Source organism: Streptomyces sp. NPDC002884, assembly GCF_040295245.1.
Lineage (GTDB): Bacteria > Actinomycetota > Actinomycetes > Streptomycetales > Streptomycetaceae > Streptomyces.
Genome location: NZ_JBEOVB010000001.1, coordinates 165,798 through 187,634, shown reverse-complemented (window position 1 = coordinate 187,634; position 21,837 = coordinate 165,798). Strand labels below are relative to the sequence as shown.

Genomic DNA, 21,837 nt, shown 5'->3' with positions numbered 1-21,837 from the left:
CGGGATCTGCGCGACAGCCGCAGGGGGCCGGTAGCCGCCATACAAGCCGCATTGACGAGCTATTAGGCGCTATCAGGCGCTCTCCCCACCCCTTCGGGGTGACCCGCGGCGCGTATGCCACCCTCCCCGCGAACCCCCGGAGGGCGTCGGCTAGGGTTTGGTCCGCATAAACATCCAAACCCCTGCCCGACGCAGGGCGGCGACCGACCCGCGAGAAGGCAGGCCGCAGCCAACCGCGCGGGCGAGACTCTCGGGAAGGCGCTACGTGAGTCCCAACGGCTCCGACCGCTCGCCGCGGCGCCCGATGCGGCGGAAGCTGCTCCAGGCAATGACCGCGGGCCTGGTCCTGGCGACCGCCACCGGTTGCACATACAAGGACTTCCCCCGCCTTGGTATGCCCACCCCCGTCACAGAAGAGGCTCCGCGGATCCTCTCCCTGTGGCAGGGCTCCTGGGCAGCCGCGCTGGCCACCGGCGTGCTGGTGTGGGGCCTGATCCTGTGGAGTGCTTTCTTCCACCGGCGCAGCCGCACAAAGGTCGAAGTTCCTCCGCAGACCCGGTACAACATGCCCATCGAGGCGCTGTACACGGTGGTTCCGATCATCATCGTCTCGGTGCTGTTCTACTTCACGGCCCGTGACGAATCGAAGCTGCTCAGCCTCGACAAGAAGCCCGATGTCACGGTGAACGTGGTCGGCTTCCAGTGGAGCTGGTGCTTCAACTACATCGAGAACGTCGACGGTTCCGACGGGGACGCGAAGACCGACAAGAACCTGGCCGCGATCCCGGACCGGTTCAAGACGGACTTCCCCGACAACGCCGGCGGCGTCTACACCTGCGGTACTCCCGGTGAGCGGAACCCGCAGACCAACAACCCCGGCCCGACCCTCTGGCTCCCTGAGGGCAAGACGGTCCGCTTCGTCCTCACCTCGCGTGACGTCATCCACTCCTTCTGGGTGGTGCCGTTCCTGATGAAGCAGGACGTCATCCCGGGCCACACCAACTCCTTCCAGGTGACCCCCAACAAGGAGGGCACCTACCTGGGCAAGTGCGCCGAGCTCTGCGGCGTCGACCACTCGCGGATGCTCTTCAACGTGAAGGTCGTCTCCCAGGAGCGCTACGAGCAGCACCTCAAGGACCTCGTGAAGAAGGGGCAGACCGGTTACGTTCCCGCGGGCATCGAGCAGACGAGCCACGAGAAGAACCGGGAGACGAACAACCTGTGAGCATCCTCAACGAACCCCAGGGTGCCGCCGCAGCTGAGGACTCGTACGAGAACGAGCTGCCGGTCAGGCGCAAGCAACCCGGCAACGTCGTGGTGAAGTGGCTGACGACCACCGACCACAAGACCATCGGTACGTTGTACCTGGTCACGTCGTTCGCGTTCTTCTGCATCGGTGGCGTGATGGCGCTCCTCATGCGCGCCGAGCTCGCCCGGCCGGGCTTGCAGATCATGTCGAACGAGCAGTTCAACCAGGCGTTCACGATGCACGGCACGATCATGCTGCTGATGTTCGCGACGCCGCTGTTCGCCGGCTTCACGAACTGGATCATGCCGCTCCAGATCGGCGCGCCGGACGTCGCCTTCCCGCGGCTGAACATGTTCGCCTACTGGCTCTACCTGTTCGGCTCGCTCATCGCCGTCGCCGGCTTCCTCACCCCGCAGGGTGCCGCCGACTTCGGCTGGTTCGCCTACGCCCCGCTGTCGGACGCGGTCCGCAGCCCGGGCATCGGCGCCGACATGTGGATCATGGGTCTGGCCTTCTCCGGCTTCGGCACCATCCTCGGCTCGGTCAACTTCATCACCACGATCATCTGCATGCGCGCGCCCGGCATGACGATGTTCCGGATGCCGATCTTCACGTGGAACGTCCTGCTGACCGGTGTCCTGGTCCTGCTGGCCTTCCCGGTCCTCGCGGCCGCGCTGTTCGCCCTGGAGGCGGACCGCAAGTTCGGTGCCCATGTCTTCGACGCGGCCAACGGCGGCGCGTTGCTGTGGCAACACCTCTTCTGGTTCTTCGGCCATCCAGAGGTGTACATCATCGCCTTGCCGTTCTTCGGGATCATTTCCGAAGTGATCCCGGTGTTCTCCCGCAAGCCGATGTTCGGCTACATGGGCCTCATCGCCGCGACCATCTCGATCGCCGGTCTCTCCGTGACGGTGTGGGCTCACCACATGTACGTCACGGGTGGCGTACTGCTGCCGTTCTTCTCCTTCATGACGTTCCTCATCGCCGTCCCGACGGGCGTGAAGTTCTTCAACTGGATCGGCACGATGTGGAAGGGCTCACTGTCCTTCGAGACACCGATGCTGTGGGCGACGGGCTTCCTCATCACCTTCACCTTCGGTGGTCTGACCGGCGTCATCCTGGCCTCGCCGCCGATGGACTTCCATGTGTCCGACTCGTACTTCGTGGTGGCGCACTTCCACTACGTCGTCTTCGGCACCGTCGTCTTCGCGATGTTCTCCGGCTTCCACTTCTGGTGGCCGAAGTTCACCGGCAAGATGCTCGACGAGCGCCTCGGCAAGATCACCTTCTGGACGCTGTTCGTCGGCTTCCACGGCACCTTCCTGGTCCAGCACTGGCTGGGCGCCGAGGGCATGCCGCGCCGGTACGCCGACTATCTGGCGGCCGACGGCTTCACCGCCCTGAACACGATCTCGACGATCAGCTCGTTCGTCCTCGGTCTGTCCGTCCTGCCGTTCCTCTACAACGTGTGGAAGACCGCCAAGTACGGCAAGCCGGTCGGCGTCGACGACCCGTGGGGCTACGGCCGCTCCCTGGAGTGGGCGACCTCCTGCCCGCCGCCGCGCCACAACTTCCTCACCCTGCCGCGGATCCGCAGTGAATCCCCGGCGTTCGACCTGCACCACCCCGAGATCGCCGCGCTCGAGCAGCTGGAGCACGCCGGCCACGGTGCCAGTGCCATCTCGGGCAGCAAGGAGGCCGGCAAGTGAAGATCCAGGGCAAGATGTTCGTCTGGCTGAGCGTCTTCGTCCTCGTCATGGCGATCGTCTATGGCGTGTGGTCGAAGGAGCCGGCCGGTACCACGGCCCTCTTCCTGGCCTTCGGCCTGTGCATCATGATCGGCTTCTACCTGGGCTTCACCGCCCGGCGGGTCGACGCGGGCGCGCAGGACAACAAGGAGGCGGACGTCGCGGACGACGCCGGCGAGCTGGGCTTCTTCAGCCCGCACAGCTGGCAGCCGCTGTCGCTGGGCATCGGCGGCGCCCTCGCCTTCCTGGGGGTCGCTGTCGGCTGGTGGCTGCTGTACTTCTCCCTGCCGCTGATCCTCATCGGTCTCTGGGGCTGGGTCTTCGAGTACTACCGCGGTGAGAGCCGCACCCAGTAGCACGCGCCGGACGCAGGCTGAGCCCGGACACTCCGTCAGGAGCGTCCGGGCTCACGCTTTTGCCGCAACGAGGCTCCTCCGTCCGTGTCACTCAGCGCGCCGCCGCCGACACGGCTCCCTAGCGTGAAGCCATGAGCCACCAACCCCGCCCTCGCACCGTCGTCGGCTGCACCCTGCTGGTGATCGCCCTGGGCGCGGTCGCCAGCGCCTGCGGCTCGGACGGCAACCCGCTCTCCGCGCGCCCCTACGACGCGACGGACCAGATCTCCTTCAACAACCTCGCCGGCGACGGAAAGAAGACCGACCCGGACAAGCCCCTGGAGGTCACGGCGGAGGACGACGACCGCATCACGGACGTCACCGCCGTGGACGGCGCGGGCCGCTACGTGGCGGGCGAACTCGCCGCCGACGGCAGCCGCTGGCACAGCACCGAGCCGCTGGCCGCGAACGCCCACTACACGGTCCGCGTGAGCACCGAGGACGACGACGGCGCCCCCGGCCGCCGGGTGCTCACCTTCGACACCGGCAAGCCCACCTCGAAGAAGCGCCTGGCGGTCGAGTTCGGCCCCGACGCGGGCGAGTACGGCGTCGGCCAGCCCGTCACCGCCAAGCTGGACCAGCCCATCAAGGACCCCGCCCAGCGGGCCGTCGTCGAACGCGCCCTCAAGGTCGACTCCACACCGTCCGTGCAGGGCGGCTGGCACTGGGTGGACGACAAGGAACTCCACTACCGGCCCCAGGAGTACTGGCCCGCCCACGCCACCTTGCGGGTGCACAGCAACCTGGACGGCATCAAGATCAGCGACCGGCTGTGGGGCGGTCCCACGAAGGACCTCAAGCTCACGATCGGCGACCGGGTCATCGCCGTCACGGACGCGTCGTCGCACTCCATGACGGTCTTCAAGAACAACGAGGAGATCAACCAGATCCCGGTCACCACCGGCAAGCCCGGCTTCGAGACCCGCAACGGCGTCAAGGTCGTCCTGGGCAAGGAGTACTTCGTACGGATGCGCGGCACCAGCGTCGGCATCGCGGAAGGCTCCTCGGAGTCCTACGACCTGCCCGTGTACTACGCCACCCGCGTCACCTGGAGCGGCGAGTACGTCCACGCGGCCCCCTGGTCCGTGGGCTCACAGGGGTACGCGAACGTCAGCCACGGCTGCACCGGCATGAGCACGTCCAACGCCGAGTGGTTCTTCGACAACATCCGCCAGGGCGACGTCGTCCAGGTCGTCAACAGCTACGGCGACACGATGGAGACCTTCGGCAACGGCTTCGGCGACTGGAACCTGGACTGGAAGAAGTGGAGCAAGGGCAGCGCGCTGACCGGCGGCAAGCAGAAGGCGGAGCAGGACACGTCGAGGCTGCGGCCCGCGGCCGTCTAGGCACGACCGGGGGCGCGGGGGAACCCCACGCCCCTCCGCCCCCGCTAGGCGCTCTGCTGAAGGCTCTTGCGCCGCAGCAGGGACGCCAGGGCCGCAGCGAACTCCACGGGCTCCACAGGCAGCGTCACAGCCGCTTCAGCGCGGCTCCAGGTGGCGAGCCAGGCGTCCTGGGGCCGCCCGATGAGCAGCAGCACCGGCGGGCACTGGAACACCTCGTCCTTGATCTGCCGGCACAGCCCCATGCCGCCCATGGGCGCGGCCTCGCCGTCCAGGACGACGACGTCGACGCCGCCCCTGTCCAGCTCCCGCAGCACCGCCGCAGGCGTCGCGCACTCCAGGAACTCCACCACGGGGACGTCCGGCGCGGGCCTGCGCCCGGTCGCGAGCCGGACCTGCTCGCGGTGGTTGGCGTCGTCGCTGTAGACCAGCACCGTGGCGGTCGCCTGCATGCTTCCTCCGTGACATCAGCGTCGTACGGACAGAACCGATGTCGCGGATGCTACTCCCTCGGACACGTCGTCAACACCGCTTGGAACACCACTTCGATGGGCCATACGGGCAGTACACACGGTGCGAACACTCCGAACGGCACCCCCCGGAGTGAGGGCGGGATAAGGGACCGACATAATGTCGGTCGTGGCGACAGCAACGACAGTAGAAACCGGGCACGCGCACCCGTCGGTCAATCGGCCGAACCTCACCAGCGTCGGAACCATCATCTGGCTGAGCTCCGAGCTGATGTTCTTCGCGGCCCTCTTCGCGATGTACTTCACCCTGCGATCAGTGACGGGTCCTGATCACTGGAAGGAAATGGCCGAGGCCCTGAACTTCCCGTTCTCGGCCACCAACACCACGATCCTGGTGCTCTCCTCCCTCACCTGCCAGCTCGGCGTCTTTGCCGCCGAGCGCGGTGATGTGAAGAAGCTCAGGATGTGGTTCATCGTCACCTTCATCATGGGTGCGATCTTCATCGGCGGTCAGATCTTCGAGTACACGGAGCTGGTGAAGAAGGACGGGCTCTCGCTCTCCTCCGATCCGTACGGCTCGGTGTTCTACCTGACCACCGGCTTCCACGGCATGCACGTGACGGGCGGCCTCATCGCCTTCCTGTTCGTCCTCGGGCGCACCTACGCGGCCAAGAGGTTCACCCACGAGCAGGCGACCGCGGCCATCGTCGTGTCCTACTACTGGCACTTCGTCGACGTCGTCTGGATCGGCCTCTTCGCCACGATCTACATGATCAAGTAGCCGGGCACGCTCGCTCCCGCACATCCCACGCATCGACGCAGAAGATCCTGACACCGGGGTAATCCGTGAAAAAGCTCTCCGCACGACGACGCCATCCGCTGGCGGCGCTCGTCGTCCTACTCCTCGCGCTGGCGGCTACCGGGGGGCTGTACGCCGCGTTCGCGCCCGCGAGCAAGGCGCAGGCAGACGACACCGCCCAGTCCCTCGCCATCGACGAGGGCAAGAAGCTCTACGCCGTCGGCTGCGCCAGCTGCCATGGCACCGGCGGTCAGGGGACCTCCGACGGTCCGAGCCTGGTCGGCGTGGGCGCCGCGGCCGTCGACTTCCAGGTCGGCACCGGGCGTATGCCCGCGGCGACCTCCCAGGGCGCCCAGGTGCCCGCGAAGAAGGTCATCTACACGCAGGCCGAGATCGACCAGCTCGCCGCGTTCATCTCCTCCCTGGGCGCCGGCCCGTCCGTCCCGACCGACGCCGAGTACGGCCCGGAAGGCGCGGACATCGCCAAGGGTGGCGAACTGTTCCGCACCAACTGCGCGCAGTGCCACAACTTCACCGGCAAGGGCGGCGCCCTCACCAAGGGCAAGTACGCCCCGACCCTCGAGGACGTGGACCCGAAGCACATCTACGAGGCCATGCAGACCGGCCCGCAGAACATGCCTTCCTTCCCCGACACCACCCTGTCGGAGCAGAACAAGAAGGACATCATCGCGTACCTGCACGCGGTCAACAGCGACGATACGAACAACCCCGGTGGTCTGGAACTGGGCGGCCTCGGGCCGGTCAGTGAGGGACTTTTCGCCTGGATCTTCGGTCTCGGTGCCCTGATCGCGGTCGCCGTCTGGGTCGCCGCTCGGACCGCAAAGGCCAAGAAGTCATGAGTAGCCAAGACACTCCAGAAGAGAACCTGCCCGCTGAGCAGGGCCACGCACACGGCAGCGCCGTAGGCGTCGCGGACGAGCAGAACCCGTTCGCGGACCCGGGGCTGCCGCCCCACGAGCACCGCATCCAGGACATCGACGAGCGGGCCGCCAAGCGGTCCGAGCGTGCGGTCGCCTTCCTGTTCACGCTGTCGATGCTCGCCACGGTCGGCTTCATCGCCGCGTACGTGGCGATCCCCGCCGACAAGTCGATCTTCGTGTTCCCGATCGGCCACCTCAGCGCGCTGAACTTCGCGCTGGGTCTGACGCTGGGCACGGCGCTGTTCACCATCGGCGCCGGCGCGGTCCACTGGGCCCGCACCCTGATGTCCGACGTGGAGGTCGCCGACGAGCGGCACGCGATCGCCGCGCCCCCCGAGGTCCGTGCGAAGGTCCACGCGGACTTCAAGCAGGGTGCCCAGGAGTCCGCGCTCGGCCGTCGCAAGCTGATCCGCAACACGATGTTCGGCGCGCTCGCCCTGGTGCCGCTGTCGGGTGTCGTGCTGCTGCGCGACCTCGGCCCGCTGCCCGAGGACAAGCTGCGTCACACGCTGTGGGCCAAGGGCAAGCTGCTCGTCAACATGAACACGAACGAGCCGCTGCGTCCCTCGGACGTCGCCGTCGGTTCGCTCACCTTCGCCAAGCCCGAGGGCCTGGAGGAGCACGACGAGGAGTTCCAGAACGAGATCGCCAAGGCGGCCCTGATGATCGTCCGGCTCCAGCCGGACAACATCAAGGACAAGCAGGAACTCGACTGGTCCTACCAGGGCATCGTGGCGTACTCGAAGATCTGCACCCACGTCGGTTGCCCGATCTCGCTGTACGAGCAGCAGACGCACCACGTGCTGTGCCCCTGCCACCAGTCCACCTTCGACCTCTCCGACGGTGCCCGAGTGATCTTCGGTCCCGCCGGCCACGCCCTGCCGCAGCTGCGCATCGGTGTGAACGACGAGGGCTATCTCGAGGCGCTCGGCGACTTCGAAGAGCCCGTCGGTCCTGCTTTCTGGGAGCGCGGATGAGCACGAACGAGTACACCGAGAGCAACGAGTCCCGTGACCGCGGGAAGGCTCCGGCCGGCGAGCGGATCGCCGACTGGGCCGACGGCCGGCTGGGGATCTACTCCCTCGCCAAGGCCAACATGCGCAAGATCTTCCCCGACCACTGGTCGTTCATGCTGGGTGAGATCTGCCTCTACAGCTTCATCATCATCATCCTCACGGGTGTGTACCTGACGCTGTTCTTCCACCCGTCGATGAACGAGGTGGAGTACCACGGCACCTATGTCCCGCTCCAGGGACAGCTGATGTCGGAGGCGTTCAGCTCGACCCTGCACATCTCCTTCGACGTGCGCGGCGGTCTGCTGATCCGGCAGATCCACCACTGGGCGGCGCTGATCTTCCTCGCCGGCATGTTCGTGCACATGATGCGGGTGTTCTTCACGGGCGCGTTCCGCAAGCCGCGTGAGGTCAACTGGCTGTTCGGCTTCCTGCTGTTCGTCCTGGGCATGTTCACCGGTTTCACCGGTTACTCGCTCCCGGACGACCTGCTCTCCGGCACCGGTGTCCGCTTCACCCAGGGCGCGATCCTGTCGATGCCGATCGTCGGCACCTACATCTCGTTCTTCCTCTTCGGCGGGGAGTTCCCGGGCCACGACTTCGTGGCGCGGTTCTACTCGATCCACATCCTGCTGCTGCCGGGCATCATGCTCGGGCTGGTGGTCGGCCACCTGATCCTGGTCTTCTACCACAAGCACACGCAGTTCGCGGGCCCCGGCAAGAGCAACAAGAACGTCGTCGGCATGCCGCTGCTGCCGGTCTACATGGCGAAGGCCGGAGGCTTCTTCTTCCTGGTCTTCGGCGTGATCGCGGCCATCGCGGGCATCGCGCAGATCAACCCGATCTGGGCCATCGGCCCCTACCGTCCGGACCAGGTGTCCACCGGCGCCCAGCCCGACTGGTACATGGGCTTCGCCGAGGGCCTGATCCGCTTCATGCCGGGCTGGGAGATCAACTACTGGGGTCACACGCTGGTCCTGGGCGTGTTCATCCCGCTGGTGCTCTTCGGTGTGGTCCTCGCGGCGCTGGCGGCGTACCCCTTCATCGAGGCCTGGCTCACCGGCGACAAGCGCGAGCACCACATCCTGGACCGTCCGCGCAACGCGCCCACGCGTACGGCGCTGGGCGTCGCCTGGGTCACGATGTACATGATCACGCTGGTCGGTGGTGGCAACGACCTGTGGGCCACGCACCTGCACCTGTCGATCAACGCGATCACCTGGTTCGTCCGGATCTTCTTCTTCGTCGGACCGGTCATCGCGTACGTCTTCACCAAGCGGATCTGCCTCGGCCTCCAGCGCCGGGACCGGGACAAGGTGCTGCACGGTCGTGAGACCGGCACCATCAAGCGCCTGCCGCACGGTGAGTTCATCGAGATCCACGAGCCGCTCAGCCAGGAGCAGCTGCACACCCTCACGTCGCACGAGCAGTACGAGCCGGCCGCGATCGGCGCCGCTGTCGACGAGAACGGTGTCGAGCGCAAGGTGAAGAGCAAGGAGAAGCTGCGCGCCAAGATCAGCGGGGCGTACTTCGGTGAGGACCAGCAGATTCCGAAGCCCACCGTGGAGGAGTACAAGGAGATCACGAGCGGCCACGGCCACCACTGATCGCTGAGGCGTCGCCACGCCACAGGAAAGGGCCCCGTCCGGTCTTCGGACGGGGTCCTTTGCCGTGCCCACAGGCTGGATAGGGTGGGGTGGCGCCTTGTCACGAGGCGCACGACGGCATACGACGCACACGACGACACACGCAGGAGCGGCTATGAGCGCTGTGACCCCCGCTGGAGGCGACACCGCGGCGGGCCGTTCCTGGCCCGAGGTGCTGAACGGTCTGCTGTACGGCCGTGACCAAGACGCCGACGCCACGTTCTGGGCGCTCGACCGGATCATGCGCGGCGAGGCGACCGACGCGCAGATCGCCGGGTTCGTGGTGGCGCTGCGGGCCAAGGGCGAGACCGTCGCGGAGATCAACGGGCTCGTCCGGGCGATGTACGAGCACGCCAATCTGATCGAGGTGCCCGGCCCGACCGTCGACATCGTCGGCACGGGCGGCGACGGCGCGAAGACGGTCAACATCTCCACGATGTCGGCGATCGTCGTGGCCGGCTCGGGTGCCACGGTCGTCAAGCACGGCAACCGGGCCGCGTCCTCCGCGTCCGGCGCCTCGGACGTCCTGGAGAAGCTCGGCGTCAATCTGGAGCTGACCCCGCGGCGGGTGGCCGAGGTGGCCCAGGAGGCCGGGATCACCTTCTGCTTCGCGGTCAAGTTCCACCCGGCGCTGCGTCATGTGGGCGCAGCGCGCGGTCAGTTGGGCATCCGCACGGTGTTCAACGTGCTCGGCCCGCTGACCAACCCCGCCAAGGTGCGGGCCCAGGCGGTCGGGGTCGCCGACCCGCGCATGGCGCCGGTCGTGGCGGGCGTCTTCGCCGAGCGCGGCAACTCGTCCCTGGTCTTCCGGGGCGACGACGGCCTCGACGAGCTGACCACGACGGCCACGTCCCGCGTGTGGGTCGTCCGCGACGGCAAGGTCACCGAGGAGTCCTTCGACCCGCGTGACGTCGGGCTGGAGCTGGTCCCGGTCGAGGCCCTGCGGGGCGGGGACCCGTCGTACAACGCGGAGGTCGCCCGCCGGCTCCTGGAGGGCGAGGCGGGCCCGGTGCGCGAGGCCGTGCTGCTGAACTCGGCGGCGGCGCTCGTGGCGCTGGAGCCGGGCACCGGGACGCTGGCGGAGCAGCTGCGGGCCGGGATGGACAGGGCGGCGGAGTCGATCGACTCGGGCGCCGCCAAGCGGGCCCTGGAGCGCTGGGTGGCCGCCAGCAACGCGTAGCGCCGTCCCCGACGACCGTCCCGCGATCCGGACACGGGTTGCGGGACGGCGATCACTTCACGTACTTTCCTGTGTCAGGTCATGAGTGACAGTCATGAGGCCCCGGCCGACTGTCCGGCAACCCTCCGTCCGTGGCGGGGTGCCCCGGGTGAAGACCAGGCCGTAGGCAGCGAGGTCTACGGCAAGCGCGGACCCCTCGCACTCTTCTGAGTGAGTACCGCCAGGGGTCCTGGTCGTCGAGGGAGCCTTCCGTGAGCAAGCGAATGCGATAGGGCGTAGAGCCCCGCCTCCGCGTACCCCTTTCACTTTCCTCCGTGCTCGAGCCGTATCCGCTCGCACGGCGGTTCCCCCTTGCCTCTCACGGGAGTTCGCCATGTCTGTCCCCACCGCTGCCGCCGCCCGTACCGTTTGTGCACAGCTGCCCGTTCTCGGCCGGGATGTGACGGTCCCGCTCGTGACGGGCGGCGAGGTCAGCTACGCGGCGCTCGACTACGCGGCCAGCGCCCCCGCCCTCCAGCGGGTCTGGGACGACGTGGCGGCCTACGCCCCGTACTACGGCAGCGTCCACCGGGGCGCCGGCTACCTCTCGCAGCTGTCCACGGACCTCTTCGAGAACGCCCGCAGGACGGTGGCCGAGTTCCTGGACTGCCGTCCCGACGACCAGCTGGTCTTCACCCGCTCGACGACGGACTCCCTCAACCTGCTGGCGCGCGCCCTGCCCGCCGGCTGCCAGGTCTTCGTCTTCGAGACCGAGCACCACGCCTCGCTGCTGCCGTGGAAGGACGCCCGGGTCACCTACCTCAACGCCCCGCGCACCCCGCGCCAGGCCGTCGAGACGCTGGAGCGGGCCCTCGCCGGGCGTGACCCCTACGGTCCTGCCCTGGTCTGCGTCACCGGCGCCTCGAACGTCACCGGCGAGCTGTGGCCGGTACGCGAACTGGCGGCCGCCGCGCACGCGCACGGCGCCCGGATCGTCCTGGACGCGGCCCAGCTGGCCCCGCACCACCCGGTCTCCGTCCAGGAGCTCGACGTCGACTGGGTGGCCTTCTCCGGGCACAAGCTGTACGCGCCCTTCGGCGCCGGTGTGCTGGCCGGCCGCGCCGACTGGCTGGTGGCGGCCGACCCGTACCTCGCGGGCGGCGGCGCCAGCCGCAAGGTCACGCGGCGCGAGGACGGGGGAGTGGACGTGGAGTGGCACGAGAACGCCGCCCGCCACGAGGCCGGCTCCCCGAACGTGATCGGCGCCTACTCCATCGCCTCGGCGTGCAAGGCCCTCACCGAGGCGGGCTTCGACAGCCTGGTCGCCCGGGAGGAGTACCTGATCGCGAAGGTGCGGGACGGTCTGGCCGAGGTCCCGCAGGTGAAGGTGCTCTCCCTGTTCGGCGACGACGCCCCGCGGGTCGGAGTGATCTCCTTCGTCGTCGAGGGCTGGAACAGCTCCCACTTCGCCGCCGCCCTCTCCGCCGAGTACGGCATCGGGGTCCGCGACGGCCTCTTCTGCGCCCACCCGCTGGTCCGCACCCTGCTGGGCAGCGACCCCCAGACCCAGGGCGAGTGCGGCGCCCCGGAGGCGGCTCCCGGAGAGAAGTCCCTCAACGCGATCCGGGTGAGCTTCGGCGCGGGAACCCCGGACGAGCACGTGGAGCGCTTCGTGAACGCGGTGCGCGAGCTGGTCAGCGAGGGCGCGCAGTGGCAGTACCGGACGGAGGACGGCCGCTGCGTGCCCGCGGTCTGAGCGACGGTCCCGCCGGAGGCGGTGGTCAGGCGGTCAGGAGTCCAGCCCGATCGCGAACGCCGCCTCCAGGTCGTGCTGCGAGTAGGTACGGAAGGCGACGTGCGTGTCCGTGCCCTCCACCCCGGGGATCTTGCTGATGCTGCCCGGGATGACCTCCGCCAGGTCCTCGTGCTCCTTCACCCGCACCATGGCGATCAGGTCGTACGTCCCGGTGACGGAGAAGACCTCGCTGACGGAGTCCAGCGAAGCGATCCGCTCCGCGATCTCGGGAATCCGGTCCACGCTGGTCTTGATGAGGACGATCGCGGTGATCACGGCTGGTTCTCTCCCTCGGGAGCCGGAGCTGGGGCGGGCTTCACTCTAGCCGCCCGCCCGTCTCGCACCGCCGCCCTCCCGGGGCCGCCCTTCCGGCCCCGCCTGCTCCCGAAACGGGCCCACGCGTAGAGGAGCCCCAGGCCGAAGCCCACCAGGTGCGCCAGATAGGCCACCCCGGGCCCCTGGGCGGCCTGCCCCGCCGCCACCCACTGCAGAGCCGCCCAGAAGGGCAGCACGACCCACGCGGGGAAGCGCAGCGGCAGAAAGAACAGGAACGGCAGGAGGCTGGTCACCCGCGCTCGGGGGAACAGGTACAGAAACGCGCCGAGGACCGCGGAGATCGCCCCGGAGGCGCCCACCAGGGACTGCGACGACTCGGCGTTGGCGGCGGCGTAGCCCAGCAGGGCCAGGTAGCCGCAGCCGAGGTAGAAGAGCGTGAACTCGACACGGCCCATCCGGTCCTCGGCCATCGTCCCGAAGACGTAGAGGAAGAGCATGTTGCCCAGCAGATGCACCCAGCTGCCGTGGACGAAGAGGGCCGTGGCCGGGGTCAGGGCGGCTCGTGGCGCGCCCTCGAAGAGCTCGCCGGGCACCACGCCCCAGCGCCGGAAGTAGGCGCGCTGCGCGGCCAGCAGCTCGTCGCCGGAGCCGTACGCCGGATTGAAGCCCGAGGCGGGCCCGATCAGGAAGATCAGGCAGCACAGGGCGATCAGTGCGTAGATCACCGGCGCAGGGCGGTCGCGGACCGCCCTGCCTACCGTCCCGTTCCAGTTGCCGATCACGGGAACAAAGCATGACGTAACCGGACGCACTCGCCCGGACCGCCTCGCCGCCGCGGACGGGTGGGCGGCGAGTACCCGCCAGGCCGTAGGGTTACGAGCCATACGCGCGGGGGAGCCTCCGGCCCGACCCCCACAACCGGAAGCACGACACTAGAAGGAAGCGGAAAGCCACGATGACGGTTCCCCTGCCGACCGCCGCGACGCGGTGGCGCTGCACGCTCTGCGGCAACCTGACGCGGTTCGACGTGACGCGCTCGTCGAAGGTCGTCGAGTACGTGCACCTCGACCTCGCCGGTGAGCCGAAGGTCGAGGAGCGCGAGGTGGTCAGTGAGACCATCGAGTCGGTGCGGTGCCGCTGGTGCAACGCCGTGGACCAGGTGGAACTCGTGGATCGGCCGGGCGCCGGTTCCTGACGACGGGGGTCCCCCCGCTCGAGCGAAGTCGAGGGCGGGGCGGACCTCGCACAGTATTGGGGTGTGACGGATGGTGGAGAGCGCAGGCGGGGGGCCGGGCGACGGCGCCGCCGAGATGCTCGACCGTCCGCTGCCGGACGGCGTGCGGCGCAGGGTCGTACAGATCGTCTCCGACGGCTTCGGCGGACTGACCGTCGGCGAACTGCCCGCCCAGTTGCGGCAGTACGCCCGGTTCGCGCCGAACCGGCGGGCCAAGTTCGCGGGCAACGCGATGGCGGCCGCGCTGGAGACCGATCCGCTCTTCCGGCAGCGCATCGCCGAGAAGTTCAGAGAGACCCAGCCGGAACTCGCCGGCGCCCTCGACTCCGGCTCGCCGACCCCGGCCGCGGACCCGCACGAAGTTGCGGCCGCGGCCTACGTACTGCGGCCCACCGGCTGGGTGAAGCTCGTCACCGCGGCCGGCGAGGAGGCCCAGCGGGCGGACGCCGAGCGCGCCGGCGAGGAGAGCCGGGCCGAACTGGAGCGGCTGCGCGAGGAGCTCGACCGGGCCCGTGAGCAGACCCGGGCGGGCACCGAGGGGCTGCGCACCGAACTGGACGCGGCGCGGAAGGAAGCCGAGTCGCTCCACCGCAAGCTGCGTTCGGCCCTCAGCGACGTCAAGCGGGGCGAGGCCGCGCTGCGCAAGGTGCGCGGCGAGCTGGAGACCGTGCGCGCCGAGGGGCAGGCCCAGGTGTCCGCCGCGGAGAGCGAGGCCCGGCGTCTGAAGGGGCGGCTCGGCGAGGTGGAGGCGTCGCTCGAGGCCACCCGGCGGGCGGCGCGCGAGGGCCGCAGCGTCGAGGACATGCGGGTGCGGCTGCTGCTGGACACGGTGCTCGACGCGGCCCAAGGGCTGCGGCGGGAGCTGGCGTTGCCGCCGGTGTCGGTGCGTCCGGCGGAGACCGTCGACGCGGTCGAACCGGGACGGATGACGCCGAAGGACATCGCCACGCGTGCCCTGTCGGAGAACGATCCGGCCATTCTCGACCAGCTGCTCGCGCTGCCCCAGGCCCATCTCGTGGTCGACGGCTACAACGTCACCAAGACCGGCTATCCGCAGATGCCGTTGGAGAAGCAGAGGCTCAGGCTTCTCGGGCAGCTCTCGCAACTCGCCGCGCAGACCGGCGCCGAGGTCACCTGTGTCTTCGACGGGGCCGAACTGGCCGCTCCGGTGCTGCTCGCGCCGCCGCGCGGGGTGCGGGTGCTGTTCTCGAAGCCGGGTGTCACGGCCGACGAGCTGATCCGTCAGCTGGTGCGTGCCGAGCCGCCGGGCCGGCCGGTCATCGTCGCCTCGACGGACCGCGAGGTGGCCGACGGGATCGCCAAGGCGGGTGCCCGACCGGTGGCTTCCGCGGTACTTCTGAAGCGACTGTCCTGAACGTAGAAGTTGCGGGTTTAATGACCGAATTGGCGGGATCGTCACGCAACGTAGCGTCAATCGAGCATGACTGCACGTGAGTTGTATGAAAAAACTGCGTTGCGTGATGTGTTTTTTTCTTCTGAGGATTTGAACTGATCACGGCGAGGTCACTAAGGTCAGGGCTCGTATCTCCAAACGGGTGATCACTCAAAAGAAGGAGCCCGTCTCCGTGGCGTCCCACCGTCGACCGAAGCAGCCGAGTCGCGCGCGCGTGACCGTGCTGACCACCGCAGCCGCCGCTGCCGTTGTTCTGAGCTCGCAGGCCGCCAACGCGGCGCCCAGCGAGAAGCTCACCAAGGACGAGGTCAAGACCAAGGTCGACAAGCTCTACGAAGAGGCGGAGCAGGCCACCGAGACGTACAACGGCGCCAAGGAGAAGCAGGAGAAGCTCCAGAAGGAGATCTCCACCATCCAGGACAACGTCGCCCGGGGTCAGGCCGACCTCAACGAGCTGCGTGACTCCATGGGTCTGGCGGCCGCGGCCCAGTACCGCACCGGGTCCATAGACCCCTCCCTGCAGCTGCTGCTCTCCTCGAACCCGGACGACTACCTGGACAAGGCGTCCGCCGCCGACCAGCTCAGCGCCCAGCAGGTCGAGGCGCTGAAGAAGATCCAGGAGAAGCAGCGCGAGCTCGCCCAGGAGCGCAGCGAGGCCTCCACCAAGCTCAAGGACCTCGCCACCACCCGTACCGAACTGGGCAAGAAGAAGAAGGAAGTCCAGGGCAAGCTCACCGAGGCGCGCAAGCTCCTCAACACGCTGACGGCCAAGGAGCAGGCGGCCCTCTCCGCCGCCGACGCCCGCGCCAGCCGCGACGCCGGCGACCGCGTGGACCTGGGCGACTCGCCGACCGGCTCCGGCCGTGCCATGGCCGCCTTCCAGGCCGCGCAGAGCCAGCTCGGCAAGCCGTACCAGTACGGCGCCACCGGCACCGCCACGTACGACTGCTCGGGTCTGACCTCCTGGGCCTACGCCCAGGCCGGCGTCTCCATCCCGCGCACCTCGCAGGCCCAGGCCAACGCCGGCACGCGCATCTACTCCCAGAGCGCCCTCAAGGTCGGCGACCTGGTCATCTTCTACGGCGACCAGCACCACGTCGGCTTCTACGCGGGCAACGGCCAGGTGCTGCACGCCCCGCGCACCGGCACCGTCGTGCGCTACGAGTCGATCAACAACATGCCGTTCCAGTTCGGCGTCCGGATCTGATCCGTCTCAAGATCGGGACACCACGCCGCCCGAACGGGCGAATCGTGACAACCAAAAGTGACCCCACGCCCCGCCGGTGACCTGCGTCAGCGGTGGGGCGTCACTGTGCGTTGCCGCCGAGGTCTTTGGCCCACCCCCTGTCACGGGGCTACTGTCTGCCGCGTTTCCCTGTCCGCCAGTGGAAGGAGCGCGGCTTCCCGTGGGGTCCCATCGCCGCCTTGCACAGTCCGGGTTCGACCGGGGCGCCGGCAGCGCCCTGAGCGTGCTGTCCGTCGCGGCCGCCGCACTCGGCGCCGTGTCCGCCGTACCGGCCACGGCCGCTCCGCACGACGACACCCGCGCCGAGGTGGACCGTCTCTACGAGGAGGCGGAGAAGGCCACCGAGGCCTACAACACGGCCGACGAGCGCGCCGACACCCTGCGGGGGCAGGCCGGCGTGGCCCAGGACCACATCGCCCGGCAGCAGGAGCGCATCAACGGGCTGCGCGAGCAGCTCGGTTCGCTGGCCGGCGCCCAGTACCGCTCCGGCGGCCTCGACCCCTCCCTGGCGCTGCTGTTCTCCGACGACCCGGAGGACTACCTCGCCAAGGCGTCCGTCCTCGACCGGATCACCGCCCACCAGGCCGGTGAGCTGAGGGAGCTCCAGAGCGCCATGCGGGAACTCACCCAGGAGCGCGCCGAGGCCGCGGACAGGCTCGCCGAGCTGGAGAAGAGCCGCAAGGCCGTGGTGCGGCACAAGCGGACCGTGGAGGAGAAGCTCGCCAGGGCGCGGGAACTGCTCAACGCCCTGCCGTCCGCCGAGCGCGCCGCCTTCGACCGGGCCTCCCGCTCCGGCCGCGGCGCCATGGCCGACCTCTCCTCGGGCGCCGTGCCGGCCTCCGGCCGCGCGGCCGCCGCCGTGGCCGCCGTGCGTTCCGCGCTCGGCATGCCGTACGTCTGGGGCGCCAACGGGCCCACCGGCTTCGACTGTTCGGGCCTCGTGCAGTGGTCGTACGCGCAGGCCGGGATCTCGTTGCCGCGGACCTCGCAGGCCCAGGCGCACGCGGGCCGGCGGGTGCCGCTCTCCCAGGCCCGGCCCGGCGACATCGTCACCTATCGCTCGGACGCCAGCCATGTCGGCATGTACGTCGGCAACGGTCAGGTCGTCCACGCCCCCTATCCGGGCGCGCCGGTGCGCTACGACCCGGTCGGGATGATGCCGGTCTCGTCCGTCACCAGGCCTTGAGCGGAGCCCGTGCGGGGCCGCAGCCGTAGGATCGGGAGGATGGCTGGTCGAGGGCGGGCGCGCGGACCCGGGGTGCTGGGGCTCTGTCTGCTGCTCGTATCGCTGCTGGGCTGTCTGGTCGGCTGCGGCGGGCGGGCCACGGCGGACGACGCGAAGGCCGCTGTGCAACGGGTCCTCGACCGGCGGGCCGCCGCGGTCCTCGGTCACGACCAGGGCGCCTACGCGGCCACCGGCGCCGCCACCGGGTACGCCGCGGTACGGGCGGTTCCGCTGGCGGCCTGGTCCTACCGCGTGACCGCCCTCCATCGCAGCGGGGACACCGCCATCGCCGACGCCGAGCTGAGCTACCGCGTCGACGGCCACGACATGGCCCCGGTGACCACGGCCCGCGTCCTGCGCCTGACCCGTGACGGGTCCGGCCGGTGGTCGGTGACCTCCGACAGGCCCGCGACGAAGGCCGGCGAGCAGCTGTGGGACCAGGGCACGGTGAGCGTCGTACGGGGCGCGCACAGTCTCGTGCTGGGGGTCGGGCAGTCCGACACGCGGCTGCGGTCCTTCGCCGAGCTGGCCGACGACGCCGTCCCCGAGGTCTCGGCGGCCTGGGGCACCGACTGGGCGGGGCGCCTCGTCGTCCTCGTGCCGAAGTCGCTGGAGGGCATGGCGGGGCTGCTGGGCTCGCCCGCCTCCTCCTACCGGGGGATCGCCGCCGTCACCACGGGTGAGACGGGCGGCGGGGCCAGGACGCCCGCGGACCGGATCATCGTCAACCCGGACTCGTACGGCATGCTCGGCCGGGTCGGCCGGCAGGTGGTCCTCACCCACGAGGCCACCCATGTCGCCACGCGCGCCCACACCAACGCGGCCACCCCGCTGTGGCTGTCCGAGGGGTACGCCGACTGGGTGGGCTACCGCGGCACCGGCCGCACCCCCTCCGAGGTCGCCCCCGAGCTCCAGCACGCCGTCACCGACGGCGCCGTGCCGGCCGCGCTGCCGGCCGACGGCGACTTCGGCTTCTCCGGCGACGCCGACCGGCTGGCCCAGGCGTACGAGGGCGGCTGGCTGGCCTGCCGGATGATCGCCGAGCGGTGGGGCGAGGTGAAGCTGGACGCGTTCTACCGGGCGGTGGGGGAGCACCGGAAGCGGCCGGGCGCGGTGGAGGGCGCGCTGAAGAGCGTGCTGGGCCTCTCCCTCGCGGAGTTCACGGCGGACTGGCAGGGGTATCTGAAGGAGCGGCTCGCCTGAACGGATCACTTCGCCTGAGATCGGTTCGCCTGAATGGATCACTCCTTCGAGTGGCGTTGCTCTGTTCCCGCACCAGGCGTCAGGGAGAGACCGCGGGCTCGTGGGTGCGGGCGGCCCGACCGGCCGGGGGAGCGGGGGCGGTCCTCGGCACCGTCGAACGCCACAGCCGGACGGCCGCGGTGAGCGCGGCGGCCACCAGCAGGCCGTTGCGCAGGAACAGGAGGGTGACGCCGAGCGGGCTGCTCGCGACGACGTCCGCGAAGAAGACGGGGAACTCCAGCACGGTCACGAAGGAAGCGGCCAGGACCAGGACCGCGGGCAGGGCCATCCGGCCGGCGCGGAAGCACAGGCAGACCGACGCGAGGCCGATCAGCCACACGAGGTACTGCGGGCTGATCACCCGGCTGGTGACGGTGAACAGCAGGACCGCCGTGAAGGCCGCCTCCGCGAGCGTCTGCGGCGCGAACCGCCTCGCCGTCAGCCGCCACAGCAGCAGCCAGCCGAACGCGACCGCCGTCAGCCCCAGGGCCACGTCGCTCACCACGCCGACGTACGGGCCGAGGAACTCCAGCGAGCCGTAGTTCATCCGCACTTGGCCCTGCCAGCCGAACTGCCGGGCCACATGCAGGGCGAGGGCGCCCACCGACTCCACCTCCGTACCCCGGTCGCGCTGGAAGGTCAGGAAGGCGAAGGCGCCGGGCATGGCCAGGGCGAACAGCGCGGCCAGGGCGCCGACGGTCACCGCCGCCGCGCCCCAGGCCCGCCTGCGCACGGCGCCCGCCAGCAGCAGCACGGGCCACACCTTCAGCAGCACCGCGAACCCCGTCAGCGCGCCCATCACCCGGGGCCGCCGGACGCCGGCGACCAGCGCGGCGACCGCGACCGCCGTCACCATCACGTCGTAGCGGGAGTAGACCGTGGGACCGAGCAGCGGCACGCCCGCCACCCACATCCAGGCGCCGCGCAGCGACCGGCCGGGGCGCAGGCCCGTGTTCAGCAGCAGCATGAGGACGGCCAGGTCGGCGAGGAAGGCCAGGACGAAGAAGGCCGACGCGTAGTCGAGGAAGGGCAGCAGGCCGGGGGAGAGGACGGCGAGGGCGGCGGCGGGCGGGTACTGCCAGGTGACGTCGGCGGCCGGGAACGTGCCGGTGCGCAGCACCTCGTACCACCCCTGGTAGGTGACCCAGATGTCGCTGGTGACGTCCGGGCCGGGGAAGAGGAACACCTTGAAGACGAAGAGCAGCAGCACGAGCCGGGTCACGCCCCAGGTCGTCAGCAGGCAGGTCAGGGGCCGTCCCGCGGGCGTCGTCTCCATGGCCCACATGTTCTCCCGCCGGGCTGTGAGGCGCGGCCGGACGCGGCTGTGAATGGCGTTTGGATAGGGTCGGCTGCGATGCACAAGACCCTGATCGTGACGAACGACTTCCCGCCCCGCCCGGGCGGCATCCAGGCGTTCCTGCACAACATGGCACTCCGGCTCGACCCCGACCGGCTCGTCGTCTACGCGTCCACCTGGAAGCGTTCCCGCGAGGGTGCCGAGGCGACGGCCGCCTTCGACGCCGAGCAGCCCTTCACCGTCGTACGGGACTCCACGACGATGCTGCTGCCGACCCCCGGGGCGACCCGCCGGGCCGTCGGGCTGCTGCGGGAGCACGGGTGCACGTCGGTGTGGTTCGGGGCGGCCGCGCCGCTCGGACTGATGGCTCCGGCGCTGCGGAAGGCGGGCGCCGAGCGGCTGGTGGCCACCACCCACGGGCACGAGGCCGGATGGGCGCAGCTGCCCGCCGCCCGGCAGCTCCTCGGCCGGATCGGCGAGAGCACGGACACGATCACCTACCTGGGCGAGTACACCCGCTCGCGGATCGCGACCGCGCTGAGCGCCGGGGCGGCCGGGCGGATGGTGCAGCTGCCGCCGGGCGTCGACGAGAAGACCTTCCACCCGGGATCGGGCGGCGAGGAGGTACGGGCGCGGCTCGGGCTGACCGACCGGCCGGTGGTGGTGTGCGTCTCGCGGCTCGTGCCGCGCAAGGGCCAGGACACGCTGATCCACGCCATGCCGCGGATCCTGGCCGCCGAGCCGGAGGCGGTCCTGCTGGTCGTCGGGGGCGGGCCGTACGAGAAGGACCTGCGCAGGCTCGCCCATGAGCGCGGGGTGGCGGACGCGGTGCGCTTCACCGGGTCGGTGCCCTGGTCGGAGCTGCCCGCCCACTACGGCGCCGGGGACGTCTTCGCGATGCCGTGCCGGACGCGGCGGGGCGGACTCGACGTCGAGGGGCTCGGGATCGTCTACCTGGAGGCGTCGGCGACCGGGCTGCCCGTCGTCGCCGGGGACTCGGGAGGGGCGCCCGACGCGGTGCTCGACGGGGAGACGGGGTGGGTCGTGCCGGGCGGTTCCCCGGCCGACGCGGCCGAACGCATCATCGCCCTCCTCGGTGACGCGGAGCTGCGCCGCCGGATGGGGGAGCGGGGGCGGGCCTGGGTGGAGGAGAAGTGGCGCTGGGACCTGCTGGCGGAGAAGTTGAAGACGCTGCTCTAGCTTTCCGGAACCGATGGAGCGGCCGGTGGCCGGTGACCGATGGCCGATCGCCGATGGCCGGTGGCTGGTGGCCTGCTGCCGGGGCGTCACATCCCGGGCGGGGCGGCACTCCGCACGGCGGCCGCGCCCGTCTTCGCCGACGGCT

20 protein-coding genes and 1 riboswitch are annotated in these 21,837 nt (G+C 69.9%); of the genes, 16 read left to right on the top strand and 4 right to left on the bottom strand.

From position 1 onward, the window contains the following. Window positions 1-265: 265 nt before the first annotated feature. The 4 genes from ctaC (at window position 266) to ABT070_RS00845 (ending at window position 4,738) form a co-directional block, all read left to right on the top strand. Window positions 266-1,225, top strand: coding sequence for an aa3-type cytochrome oxidase subunit II (gene ctaC, locus ABT070_RS00860; protein ID WP_310430342.1), 960 nt, complete (start codon window positions 266-268; stop codon window positions 1,223-1,225). Continuing rightward, entirely contained in the window at window positions 1,222-2,958 is a 1,737-nt protein-coding gene (gene ctaD / locus ABT070_RS00855; protein WP_351752747.1) for an aa3-type cytochrome oxidase subunit I, read from the top strand. The genes ctaC and ctaD overlap by 4 nt, the downstream gene beginning before the upstream one ends. Further along, on the top strand, window positions 2,955-3,353 hold the full coding sequence (locus ABT070_RS00850) for a cytochrome c oxidase subunit 4 (protein WP_020130001.1): 399 nt from the start codon (window positions 2,955-2,957) through the stop codon (window positions 3,351-3,353). The genes ctaD and ABT070_RS00850 overlap by 4 nt, the downstream gene beginning before the upstream one ends. A gap of 131 nt (window positions 3,354-3,484) precedes the next feature. Continuing rightward, window positions 3,485-4,738 carry a L,D-transpeptidase gene (locus ABT070_RS00845; RefSeq protein ID WP_351752744.1) on the top strand — a complete coding sequence of 418 codons (1,254 nt, stop codon included), beginning with the start codon at window positions 3,485-3,487 and terminating at the stop codon, window positions 4,736-4,738. A gap of 44 nt (window positions 4,739-4,782) precedes the next feature. Here ABT070_RS00845 and ABT070_RS00840 read toward each other — a convergent pair whose 3' ends face one another. Beyond that, the gene (locus ABT070_RS00840; RefSeq protein ID WP_351752742.1) at window positions 4,783-5,187 is read right to left on the bottom strand and encodes a response regulator; all 405 of its coding nucleotides are present in this window, start codon (window positions 5,185-5,187) and stop codon (window positions 4,783-4,785) included. A gap of 178 nt (window positions 5,188-5,365) precedes the next feature. Here ABT070_RS00840 and ctaE point away from each other — a divergent pair, with 178 nt between their 5' ends. The 6 genes from ctaE (at window position 5,366) to ABT070_RS00810 (ending at window position 12,519) form a co-directional block, all read left to right on the top strand. Further along, window positions 5,366-5,986, top strand: a complete 621-nt coding sequence (gene ctaE, locus ABT070_RS00835) for an aa3-type cytochrome oxidase subunit III (protein WP_020129998.1) — start codon at window positions 5,366-5,368, stop codon at window positions 5,984-5,986. Between the two features lie 65 nt (window positions 5,987-6,051). Next, window positions 6,052-6,864, top strand: coding sequence for a cytochrome bc1 complex diheme cytochrome c subunit (qcrC, locus tag ABT070_RS00830; RefSeq protein WP_351752740.1), 813 nt, complete (start codon window positions 6,052-6,054; stop codon window positions 6,862-6,864). After that, window positions 6,861-7,922, top strand: coding sequence for a cytochrome bc1 complex Rieske iron-sulfur subunit (qcrA, locus tag ABT070_RS00825; RefSeq protein WP_351752738.1), 1,062 nt, complete (start codon window positions 6,861-6,863; stop codon window positions 7,920-7,922). The genes qcrC and qcrA overlap by 4 nt, the downstream gene beginning before the upstream one ends. Next, window positions 7,919-9,565 (top strand): cytochrome bc1 complex cytochrome b subunit, encoded by a 1,647-nt coding sequence (gene qcrB / locus ABT070_RS00820; protein ID WP_351752735.1) that lies wholly within the window; start codon window positions 7,919-7,921, stop codon window positions 9,563-9,565. The genes qcrA and qcrB overlap by 4 nt, the downstream gene beginning before the upstream one ends. A gap of 154 nt (window positions 9,566-9,719) precedes the next feature. Beyond that, window positions 9,720-10,784 (top strand): anthranilate phosphoribosyltransferase, encoded by a 1,065-nt coding sequence (trpD, locus tag ABT070_RS00815; protein WP_351752732.1) that lies wholly within the window; start codon window positions 9,720-9,722, stop codon window positions 10,782-10,784. Window positions 10,785-10,861: 77 nt separating this feature from the next. After that, window positions 10,862-10,978: riboswitch (SAM riboswitch) on the top strand. A gap of 179 nt (window positions 10,979-11,157) precedes the next feature. Continuing rightward, complete coding sequence (locus ABT070_RS00810) at window positions 11,158-12,519, top strand: aminotransferase class V-fold PLP-dependent enzyme (RefSeq protein WP_351752730.1); 1,362 nt, start codon at window positions 11,158-11,160, stop codon at window positions 12,517-12,519. A gap of 33 nt (window positions 12,520-12,552) precedes the next feature. Here ABT070_RS00810 and ABT070_RS00805 read toward each other — a convergent pair whose 3' ends face one another. Both ABT070_RS00805 and ABT070_RS00800 read right to left on the bottom strand, forming a co-directional pair. After that, entirely contained in the window at window positions 12,553-12,834 is a 282-nt protein-coding gene (locus tag ABT070_RS00805; RefSeq protein ID WP_020129992.1) for an Lrp/AsnC family transcriptional regulator, read from the bottom strand. Further along, the gene (locus ABT070_RS00800; RefSeq protein ID WP_351752726.1) at window positions 12,831-13,616 is read right to left on the bottom strand and encodes a rhomboid family intramembrane serine protease; all 786 of its coding nucleotides are present in this window, start codon (window positions 13,614-13,616) and stop codon (window positions 12,831-12,833) included. Before ABT070_RS00800 ends, ABT070_RS00805 begins: the two co-directional genes overlap by 4 nt. 173 nt (window positions 13,617-13,789) lie before the next feature. On the opposite strand from ABT070_RS00800, the gene ABT070_RS00795 reads away from it, so the two are divergent. From ABT070_RS00795 to ABT070_RS00775, 5 genes are all read left to right on the top strand, one after another. Further along, window positions 13,790-14,029 (top strand): hypothetical protein, encoded by a 240-nt coding sequence (locus tag ABT070_RS00795; RefSeq protein WP_020129990.1) that lies wholly within the window; start codon window positions 13,790-13,792, stop codon window positions 14,027-14,029. A 70-nt stretch (window positions 14,030-14,099) separates the two neighbouring features. Beyond that, on the top strand, window positions 14,100-15,443 hold the full coding sequence (locus tag ABT070_RS00790) for an NYN domain-containing protein (RefSeq protein WP_351752723.1): 1,344 nt from the start codon (window positions 14,100-14,102) through the stop codon (window positions 15,441-15,443). A gap of 211 nt (window positions 15,444-15,654) precedes the next feature. Continuing rightward, on the top strand, window positions 15,655-16,689 hold the full coding sequence (locus tag ABT070_RS00785; protein ID WP_351752720.1) for a C40 family peptidase: 1,035 nt from the start codon (window positions 15,655-15,657) through the stop codon (window positions 16,687-16,689). A gap of 199 nt (window positions 16,690-16,888) precedes the next feature. Then, a complete protein-coding gene (locus ABT070_RS00780; protein ID WP_351752717.1) occupies window positions 16,889-17,914 on the top strand; it encodes a C40 family peptidase in 1,026 nt (341 codons plus the stop codon). Window positions 17,915-17,953: 39 nt separating this feature from the next. Continuing rightward, window positions 17,954-19,156: a hypothetical protein gene (locus ABT070_RS00775; RefSeq protein WP_351752714.1), complete on the top strand. Its 1,203-nt coding sequence runs from the start codon at window positions 17,954-17,956 to the stop codon at window positions 19,154-19,156. Window positions 19,157-19,235: 79 nt separating this feature from the next. Here ABT070_RS00775 and ABT070_RS00770 read toward each other — a convergent pair whose 3' ends face one another. Beyond that, window positions 19,236-20,471, bottom strand: a complete 1,236-nt coding sequence (locus ABT070_RS00770; protein ID WP_351752711.1) for a glycosyltransferase 87 family protein — start codon at window positions 20,469-20,471, stop codon at window positions 19,236-19,238. A 78-nt stretch (window positions 20,472-20,549) separates the two neighbouring features. Between ABT070_RS00770 and ABT070_RS00765 the strand changes: the two genes are divergently transcribed. Beyond that, on the top strand, window positions 20,550-21,692 hold the full coding sequence (locus tag ABT070_RS00765) for a glycosyltransferase family 4 protein (protein WP_351752708.1): 1,143 nt from the start codon (window positions 20,550-20,552) through the stop codon (window positions 21,690-21,692). The last annotated feature ends 145 nt before the right edge of the window (window positions 21,693-21,837 follow it).